The sequence below is a fragment of the Rhodococcus sp. ACPA1 genome, from assembly GCF_002300195.1.
Lineage (GTDB): Bacteria > Actinomycetota > Actinomycetes > Mycobacteriales > Mycobacteriaceae > Rhodococcus_F > Rhodococcus_F opacus.
Window position 1 is genome coordinate 523,097 of record NZ_NSDX01000003.1, and the last position, 25,090, is coordinate 548,186.

Here is a 25,090-nt window from a genome sequence, read left to right on the forward strand (position 1 = left end):
GCGCACCCGCACACCACTACACAGAAAGAAACACCATCATGCCCGCGATCACCCCCTTCGCCGACGAACTCAACGCACTTCCGCCGCTGGCCTCGCGCTACGTCGACGTCGACGCCCTTCCTTGGCGCCCCTCCGGGTACGAGGGCATCGATATCAAGGTGCTACTCAAAGACGAGGAGAGCGGTCTGCTCACCGCCCTGTTCCGCTGGCAGCCCGGATCGGTCCTGCCGCTGCACGAGCACGTCCGGATCGAGCAGACCTGGGTGCTCGAAGGAAGCATCGTCGACGAGGAAGGCGAGACCACCGTCGGGAACTTCTCGTGGCGCCCGCAGGGCAACCAGCACCGCGCCTCTGCGCCGAACGGGGCCCTGGTGCTGTGTTTCTTCCTGACCCCCAACAAGTTCCTCGAGGGCCCGAACGCCGGCTCCACGCTGGAATGACGGCCACCAAACCAGACCCGAGGAGCTCGTGTTGTCTCAACCCACCATTCATCGCACGCGGCTGTTCTCGCCGCTGACCCTGCGCGGTGTGACTTTTCGCAACCGCCTCTGGGTAGCGCCGATGTGCCAGTTCTCCGCCGACGACGGCATACCCGACGACTGGCATCTGGTGCACCTCGGCTCGTTCGCCAAGGGGAAGGCCGGCCTGGTGCTCACCGAGGCGACCGGGGTCAGCCCGGAAGGGCGGATCAGCCCCAAGTGCACCGGGCTGTGGAACGACACGCAGCTCGAGGCGTTCGCCCGCATCAACCGGTTCGTCACCGAGCACGGATCGATCCCCGGTATCCAACTCGCGCACGCCGGTCGCAAGGCCTCCGCGCAGGTTCCCTGGGAGGGCGACGGCACCCTCCCGATCAGCGAGGGCGGCTGGGAGACGGTCGGTCCGTCGGCGACGGCCTGGGGAGACCAGGCAGTGCCGCGCGAGATGACCGTCGCCGACATCGCGAAAGTGGTCACCGACTTCGCCGACGCCGCCGCCCGTGCCCTGGCCGCAGGATTCCGGGTCGTCGAGATCCACGCCGCACACGGATACCTGCTCCACCAGTTCCTGTCCCCGATCACCAACCGGCGCACCGACGACTACGGCGGAGACCCCCACCGCCGCGCCCGGCTGCTGCGGGAGATCATCGCCGCGGTCCGCGCGGTCTGGCCGGAGGAGTTGCCGCTGTTGCTCCGGATCTCCGCCACCGACTGGGCAGAGGACGGCTGGGACGTCGACGACAGCGTCGCACTGATCCGCTCGCTCGAGGGTTCCGGGATCGACCTCGTCGACGTCTCCAGCGGCGGCCTGACCCCGGAGCAGAAGATCACCGTCGGACCGGGATACCAGGTGCCGTTCGCTCGCCGGATCCGCAACGACACATCCCTGCCGGTCGCGGCCGTCGGACTGATCACCGACTCCTCTCAGGCCGAGCAAGTCCTCGTCGACGGAGCCGCCGACGCTGTTTTCGTCGGACGGAACCTGCTGCGCGAGCCGATGTGGCCGCTCAAGGCGGCAAAGGAACTCGGCGTCGAGGACACGCTCGACTGGCCGACCCCGTACCAGTCGGCCCGCTACCGCGGCAACATCCCCTGATCTCCTGGTGGGCGCGATCGTTGACATGGATGGGTGCCCACCCGGTACCGTAAGAAAACAATCGTTCGTATGTGGTAGGCGTGCCGGGTCCCGAGGACTTCCGCGCGCCGGGCGGCACCCACGGCCGCATCATCGCCGCCAGCGTTCGTGTGTTCGCCGAGCAGCGCTACCTGAAGGAGAAAAAATGTCCGAGACCAGCCCCAGCCGTCATCAACTGCTGATCGACGGTAAGTGGGTGGATCCGGTCGAAGGCGGCACTGTCGACGTCTTCAACCCGTCGACCGGAGAAAAGCTCGCCGAGATCGCCGCAGGCGGCCCGCGCGATGTCGAACTGGCGGTGCAGGCTGCCCGCCGCGCATTCGACGACGGCCCGTGGCGGCGGATGCCGGCCGAGGCCCGCGCCCGGATCCTGCACCGCTTCGCGGACCTCATCGAGGCCAACGCCGACGAGATCGCCCTCATCGACACCCAGGACTGCGGAAAGCCCTACGCGTTCATCCGCGACATCGACCTGCCGAACATGGCCGACCTGCTGCGCTACATGGCCGGGTGGACCACCAAGCTCGAGGGACGCACCATCCCGCTGTCGCGGCAGAACCCCGGAGACTTCTTCTCCTACACCCGGCGTCAGCCGGTCGGCGTCGTCGCCCAGATCATCCCCTGGAACGGCGCAGCACTCGCCGCGGTCTGGAAGCTCGCCCCGGCGCTGGCCGCCGGATGCACCGTGGTGCTCAAGCCCGCCGAACTCGCCTCCCTGGCCCCGCTGCGCCTGGCGGAGTTGGCTGTCGAAGCCGGTGTGCCCGACGGAGTGGTCAACGTGATCACCGGAACGGGCGCGGACGCCGGAGCTCCGTTGGCCGGTCACCCGCAGGTCGACAAGGTTGCGTTCACCGGCTCGGTCGAGACCGGCAAGAGGATCGTCGTCGCGGCCGCATCGAACCTGAGCAAGCTGACCCTCGAACTCGGCGGCAAATCTCCCAATGTCATCTACGACGACGCCGATCTCGACATCGCCGTCGACGGAGTGCTCGGTGCGGTCCTCTACGCCCAGGGGGAGGCCTGCACGGCCGGGTCGCGGCTGTATGTGCAGCGCAACGTCTACGAGGAGGTCCAGACCCGCATCGCCGCCAAGGTGCCGCAGATCAAGATCGGGCCCAGTGCCGAGCGCGGCGTCCTGGTCGGCCCGATGATCTCCGACCAGCACCGCTCTAAGGTCAAGACCCTCGTCGAGGGCGCGCTCAGTGACGGAGCGGAGATCATCGCCGGTGGTGCCCAGACCCGCGAGCCCGGTTACTACCTCGAGCCGACCGTGCTCGGCGGGGTCGACGACGACATGACCATCGCCCGGGAGGAGATCTTCGGCCCGGTGGTTTCGCTGATGCCGTTCGACGACGAAGCCGAGGTGCTGCGCCGCGCGAACGACACCACCTACGGTCTGGCGGCCGGAGTGTGGACGAGTAACGTCGGTCGCGCCCACCGCTTCGCCGAGGCGGTCAACGCCGGCGCGGTATGGGTCAACTGCTACAACGTCTTCGACGCCGCTCTGCCCTTCGGTGGCTTCAAGCAGTCCGGCTGGGGCAAGGAGATGGGCGGCGAAGCCCTCGACGGCTACCTGCAGAGCAAGGCGGTCACCGTCTCGCTCGCCTGACACCTTTCGAAGCCCTCGCACGCCCGGCTGGTGCACCAGCCGGGCGTGCGCGTGTTCTGTGGCCGAAGCCGGTTCGACCCCACTACTTGGACGCTGCGGGGTTGTTCGGCACCAACTCTCGTTGTGATCGTTGACACGACAACCGAGACTGAACTAACATACGTACGTTCGTTTATTGGATTGTGGCCCCATCTTGCGCCACCGCCTGCATTTGTTCCGACTGCAATTGGCGGTCGAATCCGCCGCGCGCCGTGTGCACTTAGGTTCACCGCACCCACCCGAAGACGCCTCCTGCCTTGTCGGCGGAGAATCCAGATACCAGGAGCCACGTCATGACAACATCGACGCTCACCGGCGCGCGAGTGACCTACACACGTGCACCCCTCTACAGTTGGTGGGTCCTGCTGGTCAGCCTGCTGTGCTTCATGTGCTGCTTCATCGGCCTGAACACCGTCGCCGTGTTCGGCACGGTCATCCAGGACGACTGGGGAATCAACGCCACCCAACTGTCGTTGCTCACCACCGCATCGATGCTCACGTTCTGCGTGGTTCCGGTCTTCGCCGGCAAGTGGGCCGCCCGTATCGGGGTGAAGAAGATCGTCGTCATCGGCCTGCTCTGCAACGCCGTTTCGGCGCTTTTGATCCCGGTGGTCGGTGAGTCCTACACCGGAATGCTCGTGCTGCGTCTGCTCCTGGGCTGCTGCGGCGGCGTGATGAATGCGTCCCTGGCCACCCACGCATCCTTGTGGTTCCCGAAGAACCGTCGCGGTTTCGCGACCGGCCTGCTGATGGGCTTCCTCGGCGTCGGCTTCTCCATCACCTCGTTCGCCGGACCGCTGCTGACCGACAGCGGCATGTCGTGGGAGATCGCCTCGATGTGGCTGACCGTGGTCCCGAGCGTCGCCTGCGGTGCGTTGTTCGTGCTCACTGTCAAGGACTTCCATAAGGCCCACCCCGGTGTGCCCTCGATGGACGCCCTCGTTGCCGAACCTGTCGGACTCCGGCGCCCGCACTCGACCCGTTTCGATGCGCTCCCCAAACCGGGATCGCTCGCCGAGGCGCTGCGCAGCTCCCGTGTGTGGTGGTCCTCGCTGTACGGGGCAGGAACGGCGATCACCCTTTACGGGCTTTCCTACGCCCTGCCTTTGTTCCTCGAACAAGACCGCGGCATGACGCTGCTCGAAGCCTCGGCGATCATCGGCGTCACCTTCATGTTCAAACTCGTCGCGGCTCCCGTCGGTGGCCTGATGTCGGACCGGCTCTTCCGCGGCGAGCGATTCCAGACGAACATGATCGGTGCCGGTCTGGCCGGCGTCATGGTTGTCGCTCTGCCCGGGATTCCCGCGAGCACTCTGGGGATCTACCTGTGCATGATGTTCCTGGCAGCATCGCTCTACGGTGGCACCTACTGGGCATGGGCGGCGGAACTGTCTCAGCCGCAGGCGAATTACCAGACGAGTGGACTCATCGTCACCGTCAGCAATGTCGGCGCCGTCCTGGCCGCCCCGATGCTGGGGCTGATCATCGACGCCACCGGCAGCGCCACCTACGCCATGGTCACCATCGGAGTCCTCGGCCTGCTGAGCGTGGAGTGCGCCCGCCGCTCCCGGCTGTAGACCCACACTCAACCCCCTGATCGCCGACCCGCGAGACCGCATACCAGCCGTTGCGTCATCCTTGCGGGTCGGCTCCCAAACGCTCTCCGGTTCCGGGCGGTTCACACGACGGCGGCGCGAGTCCGGAGCCGGAGAGCACTCCCGCGCACTCTGCGGGTCGTGCTCGACAACACCCGAGATGCCTCGCATGACGGGACGAGCACTGACAAAGGGGGCTCGGACCGCGATCCGGTCCGAGCCCCCTTTGTCGTCGAAGTAGGGAAGTCAGCGGATGGTCCAGCCGCCGTCCGCGACGTAGACCGCGCCGTGCACAAAGCTCGCCTCGTCGCTGACCAGGAACAGCGCGACGTTCGCCAACTCCTCGGGCTGCGCATGCCGGCCCGCCGGTGCACTACGCAGCGCCTCCACGACCGGCAGATCCTCGTTGTACAAGATGTCCTTGGACATCCCGGTTTCCACCGCACCGGGCGCGATCGCGTTCACCCGCACATTCTGGTGCGCGTAGTCGAACGACATCTGCCGGGTGAACCCGACCACACCGTGCTTGGAACTGGTGTACGCAGTACCACCTCCACCGGCGATGAACGCGGCGACCGAGGCGGTGTTGACGATCGACCCGCCGCCAGCGGCGATCATCGACGGCAACACCGCGCGGGTCACCAGGAACATGCCCTTGAGGTTGACGCCGATGATGCGGTCCCACAGCGCCTCGTCGGTGTCGAGGAGCGGGGCATAATCGTCGAGCACACCGGCGTTGTTCATCAGCACCGTCACCTCACCCGCCACGGCCGCGGTCTCGGCGGCCGCCGCTGCCACCGCCGACGCGTCGGAGATGTCGACCGCCACCCCGTGAGCCCGTCCGCCTGCCTGGCGGATCTCGGTGACCACGGCATCGATCCCGACCGGATCGAGGTCCCATACGACGACCTCAGCGCCTTCGGACGCGAATCGTAGAGCGCTGGCCCGGCCGATCCCCGACGCGCCGCCGGTGATCACCGCCGTCCGATCGGCAAGACGAGTCCCGGTTCCACTGGCAGTTTCGATCACAATTTCCTCCCCTGAAAACGTTGATGATGAATACACAGCCACTTATCGCACCGGCCGCCCATGCCGCCACGCACCGGATCGGTGCGGACTCGGCGCTCCTCAGTTGTTCGTCGACCGCGGGTAATGCTCGGCAATGTCCCGCGCATCCTCTCGAGCACAGTGACCGTCGGTCATGATCTGCCAGAGTGCGGTGACAAACTGATCTTCCGTCAGTCCGAAGTGCACCAGCAGTTCGTCGGCCGGAACGCCGCCGTAGGGCAGCCAGGCCAGCGCCACACGAACCATCGCGTGCGCATCGGTTTCCGCCGGAGGACGCGACCTCCTACGTTCGCCGTCCCGCTTCTTGCGCCGCAGTCGCTTATAACGCTCGACCTGTGCGTCGACATCAGTCGACGCTATCTTTCCGAATCTGCTGGGCTGCATGGCGATAACTTCCAAATGCGCTGCACTGCGTGATTCCTGGATCGCGGCCCACAAAGCGTGAGGCCCACCCGTCGAACAATTGAAAGGAGCGGACCGGCGGATAAGGTGTTGTGCCACTTCCGTCGCGGGTGGGATGCGCCGCTGTGCGGGGCGACGGAGGTGACCCCGTAGCCCCGCACGTTGACAACTCGGCCTCGCTCGGGATGGCCGGAGCGGCCGAATGGGTGCTGCCGCAGCCTCAGTCGCGGAAGGGCTGCTTGACCCAGCCCTGGTCCCAATTGGACACCTGGTGGGTGCGTCCGCGCAGTTCCTGGAAATACCAGGTGCCGTCGCGCTTGACGAACTGATCGGTGTAGTTGATCGTCAGGATGACCGGGTCCTTCTTGGTGGCGTCCTGGCTGTTCTCGATGGTGCACAGGCACAGCAGGTAGAAGTATCCGGTTGCGCTCTGGCCGTCGTCGGCGAGCTCCACACGTGGGGCGATCATGTAGTGCAGCGCCCAGGTGATCTTGTCCGACAACGCCCGGAAGTGCGCCTTGATCTCCTCGTGGCCGGTCATGGATCCACCCTCGCCGTCCACGACCCACCGGCCGTCTTCGACGAACAGGCCGGCGATGCCCTCCGGGTCGTAGCCGTTGTCGCAGAAGCCGGCGTAGCGGTACTTGAGCTGTTCGATTGCGCGGACGTCTTCGAGTCGTATCAGTCGCTCGGCGAGCTCGGCGATGCTCACATCCGCGGTAGTGGTGTTCATGGTTTCGAGTCCTCCTGTGAGGGTTGAGTTCTGGAAGGTTTGTCAGGAGATCTGTGCGAGGACCTTGGAGACCGTCTCGAGGTTGCGCATGCCCTCGCCCGGGTCATCTGCCGGATCGACCCACAGCACTGCCCGTTCGATCCCCAATTCTCGATAGCTCTCGAGTGCTGCAGGATCTGGCGGCGCCGAGGCCACCGCGATACCCACGGACTCGGGATCACGACCGGACTCCTCGACGACCCTACGGAACTCGGGCACTGTCTTCGACAGAGTCGGATCCTCCGCTGAGGGCACGACGTACCAGGCGTCGGCCCACTCGGCGGCGTGCCGCATCGTGGTCGGACCGGCGCCGCCGAGGTAGGTGCGTGGACCATTCGGTTGCGCGGGTTTGGGCCACGCCCAGGAGGGGGCGAGGGACGCCCGCTGCCCGTCGTAACTCGCCTCCTCCTGGGTCCACAGTGCCTGCATGACCTTGAGCTTGTCGCGGACGGTCGAATAGCGCTGCTTCCACACGACGCCGTGTGCCTCGGCCTCCTCGACGTTCCACCCCATTCCGACGCCGCAGATGACGCGGCCGCCGGAGAGGTGGTCGAGGGTGGCGATCTGCTTGGCTTTGGCGATCGGATCGTGTTGGGCGAGCAGGCAGATGCCGGTCCCGAGCATGATCGTCTGCGTGTGTGCGGCGATCATCGACATCGTGACGATTTGGTCGTAGGTGCGTAGGTAGAACCCGGGTAGTTCGGGCCCGCCGTAGGGGATCGGGTAGTCGGTTTTCCGGGACACCGGGAAATGTGTGTGTTCGGGCACGAACAGGGACTCGAATCCGTACCCTTCCGCGGCCTGCCCGAACTCAATGGGGTCCGGACCCTGATCGGTGAAGAAGTAAACGACGCCCACATCCATGACGGGCTCCTAACTAGTGTCTGCGTGTAAGGGACGCCGACGGGTTCAGGCGTCGTCGACGACGACGTGGTCCTCGAGGACCACGACGTAGTGCTTGCCGATGAAGTTCTCGACATCCGCGAGTGCCGCCTGACCGGCCTCGGATGCCCAACCGGCCTCCATCGCCTCGGCGCTCTCGTAGTCGAGAACGGCCAGACCGTCGATCCCGAATCCGTTGTCGGGTTCGGTGGCACCTTCCTGCGGAACGACGTGCCGCTGCACGTAGCGGATCACGCCGGGCACCTGCGCGGCGAGCGGGGCGTGCTTTTCTCGCCAGTACTCGTCGAACTGGGCGAACGACATACCCGGCTTGCGTCCGATCAGTGCGATCGTGCGGACCGGTCCACCATTGACTGTCATTGATTTTCCTTCTCTGTTGGGGTCTTTGGAGGGAAGTGTGTTGTCAGCCGGGGTACTTTGCGAGCATTCCGGCATCGACGGGAAGCGCGGTGCCGGTCACGTACCGTGACTCGTCGCTGGCCAGCCACAGGACGGCCTCGGAGATGTCGGAGGAGTCCACCCACGGCACCGGGAGCAGGTTGATCCGCCCGAGAACGTCGATCCCGTCGTCGAGGGTCGGGTCCTCGAGGTCCGGCCGGAAGATCTTCGCCGCCGTCGGGTTGTCGATCATGTCGGTGCGAACGTTGGTCGGATGCACTGTGTTGACGCGGATGTTGTGCGGAGCAACCTCGTTCGCGACCGAGCCGACCAGTCCGACCAGGGCGTGCTTGGCGGCGCTGTAGTGCGCCACGTGCGGCACTCCGCGAATGCCCGCGATGGAACTGATCGCGATGATGGACCCGCCTCGGCCGCCGGCGATGATGTGCGGCAGCGCCGCCTTCATCGTCTGCCAGACGCCGGTGAGGTTGATGTCGATCAGGGTGTCCCATTCGGCACGGGTCAGCTCCCAGGAGGGTTTGGCTGCTCCGAGTACGCCGGCGTTGGCGACGACGATGTCGAGTCGACCGAGTTCGGCGGCGGCCTCGGCGACCGCGGCGATCATCGACTCGTCGCGGACGTCGGCTTCGATCACGACCGCCTTGCGGCCCCGTTCCTCGACCAGGCGTGCGGTTTCCTTCAGGTCGGCATGCTCGGGCATTGCGTAGCTGACCTGGTCGATCGGGCGTACCGAGTCGAGCAGGATGAGGTCCGCGCCTTCGTCCGCGAGGGTGAGAGCGTGCGATCGGCCTTGGCCGCGGGCGGCGCCGGTCACGAACGCCACCTTGCCGTTCAGTCGCTGACCGATGTGTGTCATGAATGTTCCTTTCCGGGAATCAGACGGTGGAGGATGTGGCGCAGGTCCAGTTGCTGTGCTCCCACCGCGACGGCGATGACCACGGCCTGGACGAGGAACTGGGTGGAGGACGGTGCGCCGAGGGAGAGCACCAGCTGGGTGAGCTGGCTCAGGAACAGGGCCCCGACGGCCGTGCCGATGATGTTGCCGCGGCCACCGGTCAGCGCGGTGCCGCCGACGACGACTGCCGCGATGGCCGGCAGGAGGTAGCTGGTGCCGGCGTTGGTGTTCGGTGTGCTCACGTACCCGGCCAGCAGGACACCGGCGCCGCTGTAACACAGTGCCGCGGCGACGTATCCGCTGATCTTGATTCGGGAGGTGCGCACACCCGCGGCGTGCGCGGTCCGCTCGTTCGACCCGACGGCGATCACCCGGCGTCCCCAGGCGGTGCGGCCGGTCGCGAAGACGGTGACGATCACCAGCAAGATCGCGAGCCACACCGTATTGGAGACACCGATCGTCTTTTCCAGTGCGAAGTCGGACACGCTCTGAGGGGCGCGGGTCGGGGTTCCTCCGGAGTACGCGAGGGCGGCGCCCATCAGGACGGCGTTGACTGCCAGGGTGGCCACCAGCGGGGTCACCGAGAACGCCGAGACGACGATGCCGTTGACCAGTCCGACGACGACGGCGATGGCGGCGACGATGAGTAACGCGGTGAGGATGCTGCCGTGGTCCTGGGCGTACTGGCTGCTGACCAGGGCGGCCATCGTCATCATGCCGGGCAGTGACAGGTCGATGCCCTTGAGCATGACGACGATGGTCTGCCCGATCGCGGCGATCGCCAGGATTCCGGCGAAGGGCAGCAGCGAGTCGATCGCGCTGCCGGAGACGCTGCCGGGTGCGATGAGCCAGCTGAAACCGAACAGGGCCACGGTGATCGCGATGACCGAGCTGGTGCTGTTCCAGGTCGGCGTCCAGCGGCGAGAACCGGAGTCCTTCGGTTCGGTGTTCGGGAGTGCTTGTGGTGCGTGCATTGCGCTCACGGCGTCAGCTCCGCTCTGCGAGGGTTCGGGACTTGGAGTAGAAGGCGGCCGCGGCGATGGTCAGACCGCCGAGCAGCCACTGCTGCCAGTACAGCGGCAAGCCGATGAACTGCACAACCGTATTGATCTGGATCACGAGCACCGCGCCGAGGCAGGCACCGATGAACGAGCCGCGCCCACCGAAGATCGAGGCGCCACCGAGTACCGCGGCACCGATGCTGGCGAGGGTGTAGCTGTCGCCGATGCTGGCATTTCCGGTACCGGCCTGCGCCATCAGCAGCACGGCCGCCGGGACGACCAGCACCGAACATCCTACATACGCGATGAGAGTGATCCGCTTGGTGCGCACACCGATCCGATCTGCGGTTGCATGCGCGGATCCGGTGGCGCGCAGGCGGATACCGAACAGAGTCCGGTACATCGCGAACTCGAGCAGCACCGCGACGACGATCGCCAAGACGATCATGATCGGGATGAATCCGAGTTTGGTGGACGCGTACGACAGGAAGATCGGGTCGATCTTGCCCGCCGGCAGTGGTCGTAGCAGGTATGCGATGCCCTGGATCGCTGTATAGGTCACCAGGGTGGCGATCAGGGGGTTGATCTTGACGACCACCGCCAAGGTCCAGTTGACCAGACCGACGACCGCGGCCACGAGTGCGAGCACGATCAGCCCGATGATCATCCCGATCGGCGTCTTGTACGCAGACAGGACGAACGAGCCGACCACGACCAATAGGCCCGCCAGCGGTCCGACCGACAGGTCGATGCCCCCGACCATCATCACCACCTGCTGGGCCATCGCGAAGAACGCCAAGGTGGCCAGCAGTGGCAAGATCAGCCCGAAATTGCGTGCGGTGAGATAGAACTCGCTCTGGCTGATCGCCACACCCGCGAGCAGGATGGTCGCGATCGCGAGAATCGCCGCGGGAGTGAGGTCGTTGCGGGCCAGCTTCCGACCGAAAGTGACTTTCCGCAGTGTCGTACCGACCCGGCTACGACTGCCGGTGGCACTGAGTGCGGCCTGGGCGATGCCGTGCTCGGACAGGTCGTCGCCGACGAGTTCCTTCGCGGCCTTGCCACGGGAGAAGACGATGACCCGATCGCAGAGCTGCTCGAGTTCAGCAGCAGAGGAGGAAAGCACGATGATCGCCGCGCCGCGGGCCGCCGCCTCCCGCAGGATGGTGTAGATCTCCTCGCGGGCGCCGATGTCGACACCCTGGGTGGGCTCGTCGGCCAGAATAAGCTTCGACTCGGTCATCAGCACTCGGCTGAGCACGACCTTCTGCTGGTTTCCGCCCGAGAGAGTGGCGATATCGACCTCGGCGGAGGGCGCCTTGACCCGCATCGACGCGAACGTTTCGGACGTGGCCTTGCGCTCGCGCAGGCGAGAGAGCACGCCGAGATGAGACAACCGCCCCAGCGACGACAGCGAGGCGTTCTCCCGCAGACTCAGGCCCGGCAGAATGCCCTCGTGGTGCCGATCGTGCGGCAGGTAGGCGATGCCCCCGGCCAACGCGGCCGTCGGACTCGACGTCTTGACCGTGCGGTCGCCGAGTTCGATGGTGCCGCGCCCGGCGACCAAGCCGCCGAGCGCACGCAGTACCTCGCGCTGTCCCTGCCCCTCGACGCCGGCGAACCCGACGATCTCGCCGGCATGGACCGTTAGGTCCAGGTCGTCGAACCCTGTACCGGAGAATCCGGTGACCTCGAGCAAGGTGTCACCGAGTGCAGTCGTGCGGGTCTCGGCCCGGGTGTGCGCGCGGGTGAGCTCACGGCCGACGACGAGGTTGACCACGTCCTGCTCGGTGACCTCGGCGCCGTCGAACGTCCCGACCAGCGCGCCGTCCCGGAGCACGGACACGGTGTGGGCGATCTGCTTGACCTCGTTGAGCCGATGCGAGATGTACACGACGGCCCCACCGGCGTCGATCAACTCCGACACCAGGCGGAACAACTCTGCCACCGCGGGCGGCAGCAGATGCTCGGTGGGTTCGTCCAGGACGATGACCTTGGGCTCTTCCGCCATGGCCTTCGCAATCTCGACGACGAACCGCGCATCGGGCTGCAACTCGCGGACCGGAGTGCGCGGATCGATCGAGGCCACGCTGCTCCACCGCGAGAGGATGCCTTCCGCCCAGCCGACCTGCTCGCCGACCGAAGGGCGGCGGTCCTCGGGCATGCTCAGGCGCATGTTCTCGGCCACCGTCAGATCCGGAAGAAGCGCCGGCTCCTGGTAGACGATGGCGAGCCCCTGCTCCCGGCACCATGCCGGGGACGGGTCGGTAGCGGCGACGCCACCGATCTCCACCGTCCCCGAATCGGCGGTGATCGAACCGGCCGCAATGCCGACGAGGGTGGACTTGCCCGCCCCGTTCTGGCCGACCAGCGCATGGATCTCGCCGCGCCGCACGGTGAGCGAGACACCCTTGATCGCGTGGACGCCCGGGTACTTCTTGTCCACCGCGTCCAGCCGCAGGACGACGTCCTGATCGGCGATCTCGTGGACCGGATCTTCCTGAACCTGCACGTCACTCACGTACATCACATCCTCGACGATCTCTTGCTGAGTCATAGTTGACCACTCCTCGTCCCTTGCGCCCGGCCGCTACTGGAAGACGGCCGAGAGCTGCTCGGGCGAGAGCGCCGAGGACAGATCGGCGTCCGGCGGCAGGTCCTCGCGGCAGGTCGGGAGCTTGCCGCCCAGGGTGTCGACGAATGTCGGCAGTTCGAAGTTCTCCGGCTCGTTATCGGGCTGTCCGTTGAGCGCGGCCAATGCCTTGCGGGCTGCGATGCGCACGACGGTCGTGGTGCCGTCGAGGGTCAGCAACTGGAAATCCGGGTTGGCCTGGTGGTACTGCAACCACATGCAGCCGAGTTCGTTGTCGGTCGCCGACGTCGCCAGCGGCGGGATTGGCCGGCCGGCGTTGATGAACGCTCGCAGCCCGCCCTTCGACGCGACACCGTAATCCGATGCCAGAGCGTCGATCTCGGGGTACTTGGTCAGCGCCCCGGCCATCGCGCGCTGCTCGTATGCCGCGTCCCAGCTCGACGGCTGCGGCTCGTTGGTCAGCGGGGTGAAGGGATCACCGAGCTCCTTGGAGGTCTCGTTGATTCCGTCCCACAGCGCCACGGTCGAGGGGCTGCCACCCGGCAGGCCGCCGCTGAAGAGCATCTTGCTGCCCGGCTGGACCTGGCCGCCCAGCCACTTGGCCATCGCGTCGCCCTCGACATCGAAGTTGTACTGGACGTATCCGTCGTAGTCGACACCGACCTCACCACCGGGATCGGCGATATAGGGCACGACGACGACACCGGAGTCATGAGCGTTCTTCAGGGCGCTGAGCGCCTGGCTGCCGAAGTCGTCGTAGGTGACGATCGCATCGAAGCCCTGTGCGGTGTACGAGTTGATCGCGGTGATGTACTTCTGCAGGTCGTTGTCGGCCTGGGTGTACTCGAGGGTCACGTTCGGGCACGCGGAGAGCTCGTCGGTGAGTTCGGCCTGCGTGATCTTGCGCCAGGAGTTGGCGCCGAAGCCAGCTACATGCGCGATCTTCAGCGGGCGATCGCCGCAGAGTTGTTCGACCGGCAGGGCCTGGCCGCCGTCGCTCGTCGAACCCCCGGAAGTACCGCTCGATTCGGCCGGGGCGCTAGCCGTGCACGCCGCGACGCTGAGGACTGCGCTGAGGGCAACTCCGGCAAGGGCTGCGCGACGACAAGAAAGAGCGTTCATGGATTTTCCTTCTTCTGCCAGATACTGACGAACGTTTGCTCGTTTCTTTGTATTGTGGCGTAGAGCACATCATTCGTCAACGGGTGATCTACGGCATGCTGCTTCCAGGGGAAATTGGCTACTTCGTAGCCGTCACACGTCAATGGGACTGTGCCGCGCCTGGCCCGCCCCATCGTCGACTCACCAACCCTGTTGCGTCGGTGAATAACCGCTCGTGGACCTTGCGGCCGTGGAGTTCGCTGTCGCGTGCAAACACCCGAAACCAACGTGCGCGATCTGTGCAGCAGGGATCGGAGGACTCGAGGGGGGCACGGCCACTAGCCCTCCCGGTCCGTGGCGGACTGGGAGGGCTAGTGGCCGTGTCGTATTCGATTGTGGAGTGCAGAGCGGCTGTCAGCCGATCGCGACCGGAGCGGCAACGCGCACAGTGTTGTGCAGTGTGCCCAGGCCGGTGATCTCCGTGGTGAGCGCCTGGCCGTCGGACAGATGTGTTCCGGTCGGGTGGCCCACCCCGCCGGGAGTTCCGGTCAAGATCACGTCCCCGGCCTGCAGGGTGACGATGTGGGAGATGTACTCGATCAACCGGGCGGGGGTGAACACCAGGTCGCCGGTCGAGTCCGACTGGACGGCGGCGCCGTCGACGTGGGTGGTCAGTGGGGCGCCGAGCGAAAACTCGTCCGGGGTCACCAGCATTGGACCGAGCGGACAGGTTCCTTCGAAGGTTTTGCCCTGCAGCCACTGCTGCGTTCGATACTGGTAGTCGCGCATGGTGACATCGTTCGCGACCGCGAAGCCGGCGATGTACTCGCCGGCGTCGTCGGCCAGTACCGTTCTCGCCGTCTTGCCGATGACTACGGCGAGCTCCCCCTCCCAGTCGACCTGTTGATCGGCGTAGGCCGGGACGTGGATGTCATCGTAGGCGCCGATGAGTGCTTCGGGGAACTTGGCGAACAAGGTCGGGTAGCGGGGGAGTTCGCGTCCCATCTCCTCGATGTGATTCGCATAGTTCAGGCCCACGCACACGATCTTCGTCGGATGCGGAACCACGGGCGCGTACTCCACGGCACCGAGGTCGACGACCTGCCCGGCTGCCTCGGTGGCGATGCGCTGCCAGTGCGGGTCGCGCAGCAGATCCGAGAGGCTGGGATAGGGCTCGATCAGCACCGCGGTTTCGCCGTCGATCCGTGCGGCGGAGGTCGATCCGTTCAGGCGCAGCGTGGCCAGCCTCATGAGACAGCGACCTCGGCGGGCTTCTTGAGCATCAGGCCGGACCGCTGCACGCGGCAAACCAACTTGTCCTTCTGGTTGAAGCCGCGGTGCTCAAACCGGACGATGCCGGTGTCCGGGCGCGACTTCGACTCACGTCGCGACAGGATCTGGGTCTCGACCCGAAGGGTGTCACCGATCAGCACCGGTGCCGGGAAGGCGATCTCCTCGAAACCGAGATTGCCCAGGGTGGTTCCGAGGGTGGTTTCCTGCACCGGGATGCCGACCACGACGCCGAGGGTGAAGACGCTATTGACGATACGCTCGCCGTACATGCTGTTCTTGGCGAACTCGGCGTCGAGATGCAGGGGCTGGACGTTCAAGGTGAGCGTCGTGAACAGCAGATTGTCAGTCTCGGTGACAGTTCTGGTCACCGCGTGCTTGATGACGAGCTCGGGCTCGAGTTCTTCGAAGTACAGTCCACTCATTGTCGATTCCTTACGAGGTTGTTGCGGTTAATGCGAACTGATGGATTCGGCGAGGGCGACCACGCCGCGGGCGGTCTTGACGTGCGCAATATCGACGTGTTCGCCCTCGAAGAGGGCGGCGGCCTGGCCCTTCGCCTGGGCCTGTTCGAAAGCCTCGATCATGCGCCGGAAGCGGTCGACGACCTTCGGGTCCGGGGCGTAGACGTCGTTGACTGTCTCGATGTGCGAGGGGTGGATGAGGACCTGGCCGGTAAAGCCGAGCCGACGGTTGCCCTCGGCGAATCGGCGCAAACCGTCCAGATCGGCGATCTCCTGCCACAGCCCCACGATGGGGTGGGCCAATCCGGCGGCACGGCAGGCGAGCACCGCCTTGCTGCGGTAATGCAAGGTCTCGAGGCCCTCAGCGGTCCACTCGAAACCGACCTCGCGCGAGACGTCGGCATCGCGGGCGGCGGCCACCATCAGCGACGCGACCCGCGGATGCGCGGCGGCGATCGCCTCGCAGTTCACCAGCGACTTCGCGGTCTCGAGGGTGGGGATCACCTCGACGCTGCCCCGGATCAGGGCGGCCTCGATCTCGAAGTGCTCGAGCAACGCAGCGAAGTCGAGGACCTCACGGGCTCCGTACACCTTCGGCAACAGCAACCCGTCGAGTCCTGCGCGCACCACAGCCGCGAGATCTCGGCCGAAATGGTCCGTGTCGAGCGGGTTCGGGCGCACCAGCACCGTCACATCCGGATGGTCACTGCGCAGGGCGTCGATCGTCTCGGCTGCCATTGCGCGGGCATCCGCCTTGCTCGGCTCGGGAACCGAGTCCTCGAGATCGAGGATCACGGCGTCGGCGCCGGCACGCACTGCCTTCTGCGCCCAGCCCTCACGATGGGCTGGCACGAACTGGAGGGAACGTAGGGGTCGCATTACTTCCTCACTCGATAGGGCACCGCCGGTGCGGGGGCGTCACTGATTCCCCACACGGTCCCGGGTGATACCGCCGATCGCCGGACCGGCCATCCGGAGAAATCCGCGCCCACCGCGAATGAGGCGCGGGACCTTGTGGTGTGCGGCATCGCGTCACATCCAGACATCGTGGTGCAGGCTTTGACCAAATGATTGACCAGCGGGTTGGCGGCCCGTACTGTTAAACGAACAATCGCTCGTACGTTAACACGGCCGGCGGCGCCGGCGCTATGAGGAGTTTCGATGACAATCAACGACGTCAGCACTGCCGCCCGAGTGATCGGGCAGCCTGATCGCTGGTGGGAGGACCTCGACCTCGGGGACGTGCTCCGCGGGCCCGGCATGACTGTCACCGACGCGCACCTGGTGCACTGGGCAGGGCTGACCTGCGACATCGTCTCGCTGCACCTCGACGAGGAGTATGCCGCCGGCACCCAGTTCGGACAGCGGATCGCGCACGGGCCGTTCACGCTGTCGCTCGCCCTGGGGCTGACGACGCAGACCGGATACTTCAACAATGTCGTCGCCTGGCTCGGCCTCGACGAGGTGCGCGCTGTGCGTCCGGTGCTCATCGGCGACACCCTGCATCCTGAAGCCGAACTCATTGCCTCCCGCCCCACCAAGAAGCCCGACCAGGGCATCTGGTCTTTCGCCTACAGCGCGCTCAATCAGCGGGGTGAAGCCGTGATGACCTTCCGGAGCAGCTTCATGATCCGCCGACGTCCCGAGGCGCTTTGCTGACGACATGCAGGTGACGGATTGCGACCCTCGCGCACTCTTGTGTGATCACGGGCGCACTCGTACGCTGCGTTGCAAGCGAACGTTTGTTCTTGAAAGGAATTGAGCATGGCTGAACATGACAAGCCGGTAGTCACTCGTCAAGGAGAGGAAGCGCAGAATACGGGCCAATCGGGTGGCGCGGTGCGTGTGTCCGGAGTCAGTGTCCAGCACACGCCGGCGACGAAGATTTGGTTCGGGAAGGTCTTCAACGAGCCGGGATATCGGTCCCTGCCGCATCATCACGGTGAGGCCGAGACCGGCGGGTACGTTCTCACCGGCAAGGCGCGAATCTATTTCGGCGAGAACTTCAGCGAGTACATCGACATGTCGGAAGGGGACTTCGTCTTCGTCCCGCCCTTCATGCCGCACGTCGAAGCCAACATGAGCACCACCGAGGAACTCATCTGGCTCACCACCCGCACGCCCGAGAACATCGTCGTCAATCTGCCCGAGGTAGACGACAGCTCTCTCGCCGGATACGTCCGTGTCGGAACCCACGCCGAGGCGCACTGACTTTCCCGCCACCGCTTCATCGCAGGGAATCCTCTCCTGCGGCTCGATAGTTTCCATCCACGGAAGTCCTCCGGCCGAATCACGGCCGGAGGACTTCGGTGTGTCGGGCGGCGGAACACATATCGGCTGTTCGGTGCGCCGAGACGGGGCGAGTCGGGGGAGAGGTTCAGCGCGCGCCGATTCCGGTTGTCATTCTCGCCACCGCCGCGGTGCGATTGTTCACCGACATCTTGCGCAGAATATTGCTGACGTGGAATCGGACCGTATTCCTCGAAATGTACAGGTCACGACCAATTTCGGCGTTCGACGCACCATCGGCCATCATTCCCAGAATCTCGTGCTCGCGACCGGTCAACGGCTCATCGTGATCGGAAGGGCGCGCGGTATCGCCGCGGGCCGGGAGTCCGGTGTGAACACACGAATCGGCGCGGCCGCCGGAGAGCAGGACCCTCTCCAGCGCCGATGCGGCACGAAGGCGTGCCGCCCGGTCATCCACGTGCTGAGAGTGAAGCAAGTCGAGGATCAGGCTCAGCTCGGAGTACATCGTCATCGATTCCGCAACCTCCGGGTCCAACCGAGCCATGGACGCTCCGACGCGGATTTCGAGACCTGCTCAAACTCGGCCTGAAATGGTTGGCCGACAGGGAGATCCTTGTCATCCGCCGGGTAGGGTCGTAGGCTAAAGCAAACAAACACTCGTAAGTTTAAGCGAGTGTCGGGTACCGAAGCAACTCCACTGAAAGAAGCGGTTCCATGTCGCTTGCCATTGGGGATCGAACAGTGCACCTCCCGCTCGAGTTAACCAGCTTTGTCGGGAGGCGCACCGAACTCGCTGACGCCAAACGACTCCTCGGTACTCACCGGTTGGTCACCGTGACCGGAATAGGGGGAGTGGGGAAAACACGTCTGGCGTTGCGCGTGGCGGCAGACGTCGCGCACACGTTCACAGGCGGTGTCCGGCTCGTCGAACTCGGCGACGTGCACGACGCCTGGAAACTGATCGGCACCCTCGCCGAGTCACTGGCACTCGAGATCACAGCGCCCTCTCTCGACGATCTGACCGAACACCTGGCGGCACAACGCGCGCTACTCGTGTTCGACAACTGCGAGCACCTGGTCGACGACGTTGCGGTAGTGGTCGGCAAACTGCTTCGGGTCTGCCCGGATCTGCGCATCCTGGCCACCAGTCGGGAATGTCTGGGCATCGGCGGCGAAGCCACCCTGGCGCTGCGACCGTTGGCGACCCCCGACTGCCACTGCCCGAGTTCACCGAGCGGGCTCCCCAGCTACGAGGCGGTCGCCCTGTTCGCCGATCGGGCCAGCGCCGCCGTGCCCGGGTTCGGGATCACCGAGGACAATCAGTTCGCCGTCGTGAAGATTTGCCAGCGTCTCGAGGGGCTTCCCCTACCCATCGAGCTAGCGGCTCGGCGGCTGCGGGCCTTGTCCGCACAGCAGATCCTCGAACACCTCGACGACCCGTGCTGTTTCCTCACCCTCGGCAGCCGGGGAGCGCCCGCCCGCCAGCAGAGCCTGCGCTCGAGCCTGGACTGGAGTTACGACCTGTGCTCCGCGGCCGAGCGATGTCTGTGGGAGGTGCTGTCGATTTTCGAAGACGGATTCGACCTCGACGCCGCCGAAGCAGTATGCGCCGGCTACGCCACCTCAGGCGAGTTACTCGACGTGTTGACCTCGCTGATCAACAAGTCGATCATCACCCCCGAACAGACCCGCGGTCTAGTGCGATATCGCATGCTCGCGACGGTGCGCCACTACGGCCTCGACAAGCTGCGGGCAACCGACCGGCACACGACCGTCCTCCACAGGTATCGAGACTGGTTCATCAAACTCGCCCTCCACGCGGACGCCTGTTGGCTAGGCTCTCGGCAGGTCGAACTCATCGATCGCCTCGCCCGAGAACGGGCCAACCTCTATGCCGTGATGTCGGCCTGCCTCGACGAGCCGCGCGACGCACCGTGCGGACTTCGCATCGCGATCGCTCTCCGGCGTTTTTGGGTGACACGCGGTCTCCTCGACGAGGGCCGACACTGGCTGAGCCACGCCCGGGCCCACCAACTCCCGGGACGCTCATTCGCACAGGTCACCGCGCTGTGCGCCGAAAGCACACTGGCCGGCTTACAGGGGCGATCTCGCGAGGCCTTCGATCTGCTCGCCGAGGCGCGTCGATTCGCCGCCCTGAACTTGGATCCGGGCGTAGGGCAACTCGTTCTACGTGCGGAAGCCGAAGTGTCGCTCGCGACTGACGATGCCACGGCGGCGGCCGCGCTCTTTGAAATCACGCTCGAGGCGATTGATGCGTCCGGGGACGACACCGCACGCTTGGAAGCACTGACCGGACTCGGTCGCGCTCTCGGTCACAACGGCGACCTCGAGAGCGCAGCCACCTACCTCCAAGAAGCCCTCGTAATCTCCGACGCACACGGCGAATCGGTGAACCGGGCCGTTGCTCATACGGCCCTCGCTGCTATCTCCGAGACGGGTGCACCCACACGGGCAGCTCATCACCTCGAAGTTGCTCTACATCTGACACGACAGCTGCGAAGTCCTGTCCTTGCAGCCGACCTCCTACATATCGCCGCGAACCTCACCGCCGACCGCCACGCCGAACGCGCCGCTGTGTTGTTCGAAGCCGCAGCTGCATGGCAACACCGTGTCGGCCGCATCCCGACCGGCGCACCGGCAAACCTCGACGATGTGCGCGCACGGACCACGCTGAGACTCGGCGAGCGGGAGCAATCCCAAGCGCAGCAGCGAGGGCGACGCTTCAGCCTCGACCAGGCCGTGGCGTACGCACTCGGTGAACAACCCGACCGAGATGAGCGCTGCACCCGATCCGGTGATCTATTGACCCCGCGTGAGTGGCAGGTCGCCCAGCTGATCAGGCAGGGGTCGACCAACAAGGCGATCGCCGAGACGCTGGTCATTTCGCAGTGCACAGCCCAAGGCCACGTCGAACGGATACTCAACAAACTCGGATTCACCTCCCGAGTCCACGTTGCCGCCTGGCTGACAGAGCGCGAAGCCGTCGACCCCGAGGCCGTCTTGGAAGTCGGCTGGCGCGGGCGGTAGACCCAATCACGTGGATGTTCGTCGGGTGAACGATAAGCTTTCGAGCCACAACAACGCGGGGCGGCGGGGTCTTGAGGGGCCTACGGAGTCGTGGAATCGCGCACACCGGCAGGCAACTCGAACGCACGCGCCCTCCGGCATCGCTCATTGGAGGCCCAACATGACCGCCGACAGCATCTGTGGCGGTGCAACTTCATTGGTAGCTCAACACAGCACCCCATGCCGGGCCGGAACACCTCCGGCCCGGCCACGCCCAACCATTGTCAGCTGACGGCGCTGTCCGACCACTCCGGGTAGTCGATGTAGCCCTTGTCCCCGCCCGAGTAGAAGGTGTCGAGATCGGGCATGGTCAGTTCGAGGCCATCGCGCAGGCGACGTACCAAGTCCGGATTGGAGATGAAGTACCGGCCGAATGCGATCAGGTCGCCGCCGCGCGACAACCACCGATCGGCATTCGCCTTGTCGACGAAGTCTGCACTTCCGACAATCGCAGGGTTCACGATCAGCGGACCAGTCCAGATCTCCCGGATCCGGTCGTTGATATCGTCCGACGCAGTCTCGAGGATGTGAAGGTACGCCAACCCCAGCGGATTCAGGGCGTTGAGAAGCGTGGTGTAGAGGCCCTCGGGATCGCTCTCGTTCATATCGTGGAACTTCCCGCCGGGTGAGAACCTGATCCCCACCCGGTCGGCGCCGATGGCGGCGCTGACGGCGGTAGCGACCTCGACCGCGAAGCGTGCCCGGTTCTCATGCGACCCGCCGTACTGGTCGGTGCGCTGATTGCTGTTGTCCGACAGGAACTGCTGAATCAGGTAGCCGTTGGCGCCGTGGATCTCGACACCGTCGAAGCCGGCGGCGATCGCACGCTCCGCCGCCGCGACAAACACGTTGACCTGCTCTCGAATCTGCTCGACGGTCATCTCGACGGGCGTGACGAACGCGAGCCGACCACCGGAGTTGAAGATCGTGCCCTGGGCGGCGATGGGCGAGGCTCCGAGCGGCTGCATACCGTTGATCTCCGGGTGCCCCACGCGGCCGCCGTGCATGAGCTGGGCGAAGATCCGGCCGCCGGCATCGTGAACAGACTGGGTGATCGGGCGCCAGGCAGCCTCCTGCTCATCGTTGTAGAGACCGGGAATATTCGGCTCGGACTGTCCCTGCTTCGAAGGCGAAATGCCCTCGCTGACGATGAGCCCTGCGCTGGCACGTTGCGCATAGTAGAGCGCGGCACTCTGGGACGGCAGTCCCGTCTCGGAGGCGCGAACCCGCGTCATGGGTGCCATGACGACTCGATTCGACAGCTCGAGTGAACCCAATTTGTATGTCTCGAACAACATGACCTGAGATCTCCTTACTGTGGGGATGTTTGTCCGCCGGTTATCGCTTGGCTTGCATCAGTACTAAGCACTGCCATTTGCACGGTTGGTTGTCGACCGCGCTTTCGGTGTCTGGTGCGCGTGAATTTGGTGGTGCCGTCGTCGGCCGAGCCCAAGGGCGCAGTCTCGTTGGCGCAGCGAGGCCCGAGGTTGCGACGAAAGAGCCCTGTTCGGGACTCATCGAACGGTGTCGTAGGACGAATCGTCGGATCCGGTAATGCTCAGGTGGGGTTGGTGTCTCGCATGATGTCTTCGTTGACCCGTGTGCGATCGATGATTGGTCGAAGTGCCTCTCCCGTGCAAAAACGTACGGACGTTCGTAAGTATTGGTGGTATCGGTCGATGTGTCAACCCTCACAGGGGGACGCATGGTCGGGTGCGTGTCACAGGCTGTGGCAATCAGGCCTGATGTGGCTGCTCCGGTGTGGGGAGTCGTTCATCTCGAACGGCCGCACTCGCAGTGAGGGCGCGGATGTCCGGCAGCGGAACGGCGCCGGCGGGATGCTTGATCGGTGTGCGCAGTCTCTTGCGCCCCCGCGAACTATGATCTACGTTACATCCAACGAACGAGCGTTTGTAGGCATTACCCCGTTCGTTACATCTACTTGTCGCTCCTGACGCGCCGTTCGAATCGTCGGCCGACCTTCCGGCTGCGCGACGTATCCGCAGCAAAACACGGAGGGCCCGCGGCAGATCCAGCTAAGCGCTCCCATTGGACCGGATAGGTATCCCTAGGCGAGGAGGATCCGTGATCGTTTCAGAGTCATCAACTGCGGACACGCGAGAAGTGAAGAGTCGCTATGTTCCAGGCCCTATCGACAAGTTGCGCGCCATCGAGGAGATTCGCCAGCTGAAGTCACGATACTTCCAGGTCGTCGACGAGAAGGACTGGGCAGGCATCGAGGCGCTCTTCACCACGGACGCACGCGTCGATTTCGGTGGTGAAGGTCAACATCACATCGGACACCACGGGGTGACTGCAGCCGACATCAACCCTGACGATTGGATCGTCAGTGGCGGCGAAGCGACGGCGCGGGTCATCGCGGGTGCAGTCTCCGAGGTCATCTCGGTTCATCAAGGACACGACCCACAAATTGAGCTGATCAGCCCGAATCGCGCTGTGGGGCGCTGGTCGATGTACGACCGTCTGGAGTACGGCGACGAGGTCATGCACGGCTACGGTCACTACCACGAGAAGTATGAGCGCGTGGACGGGGAATGGAAGTTCTCCGCGCTTACCTTGACCCGGCTTCGAGTCGTCTGGTCCGACAAATAGGCACGGTAATTCGGCGCCCTGTCTGACCGGGTGAGGATGATCCCCGGACAATCGAGGCCCGCTTCCCCATGGCGATCCGGTCATACCGGCGGCCGGATATTGCTGCTCGAAGTCCGATCCTTCGCGCACATCGCAGGGTCCCCAGGCCGCAGCTCGGCGAGATCGCGTACTCACCCCACCCATCCCACCGGCAGTGCCCCCCGGCAAGTCCCCAAACAGGAGTCAACATGTCGAAATTCCCACCTCGCGCAGACCGTCAGCGCAAACGGGCCTACCTCACCGCCGTCGCCGGTTGCACAGCCGCCACACTCCTGCTCACCGCGTGCGGCAACGCTCAAAGCAGCACGTCATCGGCGCCCGACGGCATGCCCTCATCCGGTGAGGTGATGTTCTTCGGTCAGTCCCGCGAGAATCCGTACTTCGGACAGAACGAGGTCGGCGCACGTGAAGTTGCAGAGTCGTACGGCTGGGATGTCTCCTATGTCGAGGCGTCGACGCAGGAAGAACAGGACTCTGCAATCCAGCAGATGCTGGCTCAGGGCGCCAAGCCCGTCGGCGTTGTGCTGAACCCCATTTCCGGAGAAGCGGCAGTAGCGTCCGAACAAGCCATCAAAGCAGCCGGAATTCCGCTCGTCATTCTCAACCAGGTTCCCACCGAGGAGCAGGACTCCTTGTTCGACGCGTACGCCGGCGTCAACGACTACGGCAGCGGTCGAACAGCAGCGCAGTTGCTCATCGCTGGCGCCCAAAAGGCCGGCGTCCCCCTCGGCGACGGTCTGATCGTCAACACAGTTGCCGGCCACACGGCCGCCCAGCAACGAGTCGCCGGATTCACCGACGAGTTGAAGCAGAGCTCTCCCTCGTCAGCGGTTCTCAGCGATGTGACATCCGGCGGATTCCTCGAAGCCGAGGGCTACAGCATCGGCTCCCAGGTCATCCCAGCCAACAAGGGAAAATTCACCTGGGTGTACGGAGTCAACGATGCCCTGGCGCTCGGCGCCATCCGCGCAGCCAAAGAGAACGGCATCCTTCCCGGCAAAGACGCGCTCTTCGTCGGAGGCACCTGCATGAACGCCAACACCAATGCTGCGGTAATAAATGGTGAACTTGTCGGCTCGGCGATCCAATCTCCGCTCGTCGAGGGGCAGTCCGCGATCTACGCGCTGGCGGCCTACCTGAACAACGGCTCGGTCCTCGACGGCGATGCAGACCTGTCCGCGGACGCACCGCCGTCGATCGACACCCCGCCGCACAAGCGCAACTTCATGCCCAACACCAAACTCGACGGCACCGCAGCATCGTTCGACAGCACGACCATCTGGGGCAGGCCGGCATCGGAGCTCTGCAACTACAGCTGAACTACCCCCTGCAGATCAGCGGTGTAACTATTCGAGC

22 protein-coding genes and 1 pseudogene are annotated in these 25,090 nt (G+C 65.0%); 9 read left to right on the forward strand and 14 right to left on the reverse strand.

Going from position 1 to position 25,090, the window contains the following annotated elements; all coding sequences use genetic code 11:
• Positions 1–38: 38 nt before the first annotated feature.
• The 4 genes from CJ177_RS12925 (at position 39) to CJ177_RS12940 (ending at position 4,839) form a co-directional block, all read left to right on the forward strand.
• Positions 39–440, forward strand: a complete 402-nt coding sequence (locus CJ177_RS12925; RefSeq protein WP_005250650.1) for a cupin domain-containing protein — start codon at positions 39–41, stop codon at positions 438–440.
• A 31-nt stretch (positions 441–471) separates the two neighbouring features.
• Positions 472–1,575 carry an NADH:flavin oxidoreductase/NADH oxidase gene (locus CJ177_RS12930; protein WP_095868218.1) on the forward strand — a complete coding sequence of 368 codons (1,104 nt, stop codon included), beginning with the start codon at positions 472–474 and terminating at the stop codon, positions 1,573–1,575.
• 184 nt (positions 1,576–1,759) lie between these two features.
• The gene (locus CJ177_RS12935) at positions 1,760–3,223 is read left to right on the forward strand and encodes an aldehyde dehydrogenase family protein (RefSeq protein WP_095867882.1); all 1,464 of its coding nucleotides are present in this window, start codon (positions 1,760–1,762) and stop codon (positions 3,221–3,223) included.
• A 332-nt stretch (positions 3,224–3,555) separates the two neighbouring features.
• Entirely contained in the window at positions 3,556–4,839 is a 1,284-nt protein-coding gene (locus CJ177_RS12940) for a nitrate/nitrite transporter (protein ID WP_061045930.1), read from the forward strand.
• A 264-nt stretch (positions 4,840–5,103) separates the two neighbouring features.
• Here the strand turns inward: CJ177_RS12940 and CJ177_RS12945 are convergent, their stop codons facing one another.
• The 12 genes and pseudogenes from CJ177_RS12945 to CJ177_RS13000 form a co-directional block, all read right to left on the reverse strand.
• On the reverse strand, positions 5,104–5,886 hold the full coding sequence (locus CJ177_RS12945) for an SDR family NAD(P)-dependent oxidoreductase (protein ID WP_082764949.1): 783 nt from the start codon (positions 5,884–5,886) through the stop codon (positions 5,104–5,106).
• A 99-nt stretch (positions 5,887–5,985) separates the two neighbouring features.
• Complete coding sequence (locus CJ177_RS46780; protein ID WP_025433369.1) at positions 5,986–6,309, reverse strand: hypothetical protein; 324 nt, start codon at positions 6,307–6,309, stop codon at positions 5,986–5,988.
• A 238-nt stretch (positions 6,310–6,547) separates the two neighbouring features.
• Positions 6,548–7,060, reverse strand: a complete 513-nt coding sequence (locus CJ177_RS12955; protein WP_005250660.1) for a nuclear transport factor 2 family protein — start codon at positions 7,058–7,060, stop codon at positions 6,548–6,550.
• A 42-nt stretch (positions 7,061–7,102) separates the two neighbouring features.
• Complete coding sequence (locus tag CJ177_RS12960) at positions 7,103–7,963, reverse strand: LLM class F420-dependent oxidoreductase (protein WP_025433368.1); 861 nt, start codon at positions 7,961–7,963, stop codon at positions 7,103–7,105.
• A gap of 45 nt (positions 7,964–8,008) precedes the next feature.
• Positions 8,009–8,362 carry an EthD family reductase gene (locus CJ177_RS12965; RefSeq protein ID WP_005565844.1) on the reverse strand — a complete coding sequence of 118 codons (354 nt, stop codon included), beginning with the start codon at positions 8,360–8,362 and terminating at the stop codon, positions 8,009–8,011.
• 43 nt (positions 8,363–8,405) lie between these two features.
• The gene (locus CJ177_RS12970) at positions 8,406–9,257 is read right to left on the reverse strand and encodes a mycofactocin-coupled SDR family oxidoreductase (RefSeq protein WP_005250666.1); all 852 of its coding nucleotides are present in this window, start codon (positions 9,255–9,257) and stop codon (positions 8,406–8,408) included.
• A complete protein-coding gene (locus tag CJ177_RS12975) occupies positions 9,254–10,270 on the reverse strand; it encodes an ABC transporter permease (protein WP_095867883.1) in 1,017 nt (338 codons plus the stop codon). Before CJ177_RS12975 ends, CJ177_RS12970 begins: the two co-directional genes overlap by 4 nt.
• A 13-nt stretch (positions 10,271–10,283) precedes the next feature.
• A complete protein-coding gene (locus CJ177_RS12980; RefSeq protein ID WP_037183036.1) occupies positions 10,284–12,824 on the reverse strand; it encodes an ATP-binding cassette domain-containing protein in 2,541 nt (846 codons plus the stop codon).
• A gap of 63 nt (positions 12,825–12,887) precedes the next feature.
• Entirely contained in the window at positions 12,888–14,012 is a 1,125-nt protein-coding gene (locus tag CJ177_RS12985) for a substrate-binding domain-containing protein (protein ID WP_061045928.1), read from the reverse strand.
• A 393-nt stretch (positions 14,013–14,405) separates the two neighbouring features.
• A complete protein-coding gene (locus CJ177_RS12990; RefSeq protein WP_025433364.1) occupies positions 14,406–15,242 on the reverse strand; it encodes a fumarylacetoacetate hydrolase family protein in 837 nt (278 codons plus the stop codon).
• A pseudogene (locus CJ177_RS12995) lies at positions 15,239–15,709 on the reverse strand (MaoC family dehydratase); the annotation flags it as partial. The gene CJ177_RS12990 and the pseudogene CJ177_RS12995, both read right to left, overlap by 4 nt.
• 24 nt (positions 15,710–15,733) lie before the next feature.
• Positions 15,734–16,624 (reverse strand): CoA ester lyase, encoded by an 891-nt coding sequence (locus tag CJ177_RS13000; protein WP_005250676.1) that lies wholly within the window; start codon positions 16,622–16,624, stop codon positions 15,734–15,736.
• A 282-nt stretch (positions 16,625–16,906) separates the two neighbouring features.
• Between CJ177_RS13000 and CJ177_RS13005 the strand changes: the two genes are divergently transcribed.
• Both CJ177_RS13005 and CJ177_RS13010 read left to right on the forward strand, forming a co-directional pair.
• Positions 16,907–17,404, forward strand: a complete 498-nt coding sequence (locus tag CJ177_RS13005; protein ID WP_025433362.1) for a MaoC/PaaZ C-terminal domain-containing protein — start codon at positions 16,907–16,909, stop codon at positions 17,402–17,404.
• 105 nt (positions 17,405–17,509) lie between these two features.
• On the forward strand, positions 17,510–17,956 hold the full coding sequence (locus tag CJ177_RS13010) for a cupin domain-containing protein (protein WP_061045927.1): 447 nt from the start codon (positions 17,510–17,512) through the stop codon (positions 17,954–17,956).
• A 166-nt stretch (positions 17,957–18,122) separates the two neighbouring features.
• Here CJ177_RS13010 and CJ177_RS49195 read toward each other — a convergent pair whose 3' ends face one another.
• On the reverse strand, positions 18,123–18,506 hold the full coding sequence (locus CJ177_RS49195; protein ID WP_143548693.1) for a helix-turn-helix transcriptional regulator: 384 nt from the start codon (positions 18,504–18,506) through the stop codon (positions 18,123–18,125).
• A 341-nt stretch (positions 18,507–18,847) separates the two neighbouring features.
• On the opposite strand from CJ177_RS49195, the gene CJ177_RS13020 reads away from it, so the two are divergent.
• Positions 18,848–21,043, forward strand: a complete 2,196-nt coding sequence (locus CJ177_RS13020) for a LuxR C-terminal-related transcriptional regulator (RefSeq protein ID WP_257014504.1) — start codon at positions 18,848–18,850, stop codon at positions 21,041–21,043.
• A 263-nt stretch (positions 21,044–21,306) separates the two neighbouring features.
• Here CJ177_RS13020 and CJ177_RS13025 read toward each other — a convergent pair whose 3' ends face one another.
• Positions 21,307–22,380, reverse strand: coding sequence for an alkene reductase (locus tag CJ177_RS13025; protein WP_005250686.1), 1,074 nt, complete (start codon positions 22,378–22,380; stop codon positions 21,307–21,309).
• A 787-nt stretch (positions 22,381–23,167) separates the two neighbouring features.
• Here CJ177_RS13025 and CJ177_RS13030 point away from each other — a divergent pair.
• Both CJ177_RS13030 and CJ177_RS13035 read left to right on the forward strand, forming a co-directional pair.
• The gene (locus CJ177_RS13030; RefSeq protein WP_143548686.1) at positions 23,168–23,695 is read left to right on the forward strand and encodes a nuclear transport factor 2 family protein; all 528 of its coding nucleotides are present in this window, start codon (positions 23,168–23,170) and stop codon (positions 23,693–23,695) included.
• 227 nt (positions 23,696–23,922) lie between these two features.
• Entirely contained in the window at positions 23,923–25,053 is a 1,131-nt protein-coding gene (locus CJ177_RS13035; RefSeq protein WP_025433360.1) for a sugar ABC transporter substrate-binding protein, read from the forward strand.
• Positions 25,054–25,090: the final 37 nt, after the last annotated feature.

Excerpts from the sequence above, each read along its gene's own strand:
- CJ177_RS46780 (WP_025433369.1), bottom strand. The coding sequence starts at position 6,309 with ATGCAGCCCAGCAGATTCGGAAAGATAGCGTCGACTGATGTCGACGCA.
- CJ177_RS12940 (WP_061045930.1), top strand. The coding sequence starts at position 3,556 with ATGACAACATCGACGCTCACCGGCGCGCGAGTGACCTACACACGTGCA.
- CJ177_RS13005 (WP_025433362.1), top strand. The coding sequence starts at position 16,907 with ATGACAATCAACGACGTCAGCACTGCCGCCCGAGTGATCGGGCAGCCT.
- CJ177_RS12925 (WP_005250650.1), top strand. The coding sequence starts at position 39 with ATGCCCGCGATCACCCCCTTCGCCGACGAACTCAACGCACTTCCGCCG.
- CJ177_RS12965 (WP_005565844.1), bottom strand. The coding sequence starts at position 8,362 with ATGACAGTCAATGGTGGACCGGTCCGCACGATCGCACTGATCGGACGC.
- CJ177_RS12960 (WP_025433368.1), bottom strand. The coding sequence starts at position 7,963 with ATGGATGTGGGCGTCGTTTACTTCTTCACCGATCAGGGTCCGGACCCC.
- CJ177_RS13025 (WP_005250686.1), bottom strand. The coding sequence starts at position 22,380 with ATGTTGTTCGAGACATACAAATTGGGTTCACTCGAGCTGTCGAATCGA.
- CJ177_RS12980 (WP_037183036.1), bottom strand. The coding sequence starts at position 12,824 with ATGTACGTGAGTGACGTGCAGGTTCAGGAAGATCCGGTCCACGAGATC.
- CJ177_RS13000 (WP_005250676.1), bottom strand. The coding sequence starts at position 16,624 with ATGCGACCCCTACGTTCCCTCCAGTTCGTGCCAGCCCATCGTGAGGGC.
- CJ177_RS13035 (WP_025433360.1), top strand. The coding sequence starts at position 23,923 with ATGTCGAAATTCCCACCTCGCGCAGACCGTCAGCGCAAACGGGCCTAC.
- CJ177_RS12975 (WP_095867883.1), bottom strand. The coding sequence starts at position 10,270 with ATGCACGCACCACAAGCACTCCCGAACACCGAACCGAAGGACTCCGGT.
- CJ177_RS12955 (WP_005250660.1), bottom strand. The coding sequence starts at position 7,060 with ATGAACACCACTACCGCGGATGTGAGCATCGCCGAGCTCGCCGAGCGA.
- CJ177_RS49195 (WP_143548693.1), bottom strand. The coding sequence starts at position 18,506 with ATGACGATGTACTCCGAGCTGAGCCTGATCCTCGACTTGCTTCACTCT.
- CJ177_RS12985 (WP_061045928.1), bottom strand. The coding sequence starts at position 14,012 with ATGAACGCTCTTTCTTGTCGTCGCGCAGCCCTTGCCGGAGTTGCCCTC.
- CJ177_RS12990 (WP_025433364.1), bottom strand. The coding sequence starts at position 15,242 with ATGAGGCTGGCCACGCTGCGCCTGAACGGATCGACCTCCGCCGCACGG.
- CJ177_RS12935 (WP_095867882.1), top strand. The coding sequence starts at position 1,760 with ATGTCCGAGACCAGCCCCAGCCGTCATCAACTGCTGATCGACGGTAAG.
- CJ177_RS13010 (WP_061045927.1), top strand. The coding sequence starts at position 17,510 with ATGGCTGAACATGACAAGCCGGTAGTCACTCGTCAAGGAGAGGAAGCG.
- CJ177_RS12970 (WP_005250666.1), bottom strand. The coding sequence starts at position 9,257 with ATGACACACATCGGTCAGCGACTGAACGGCAAGGTGGCGTTCGTGACC.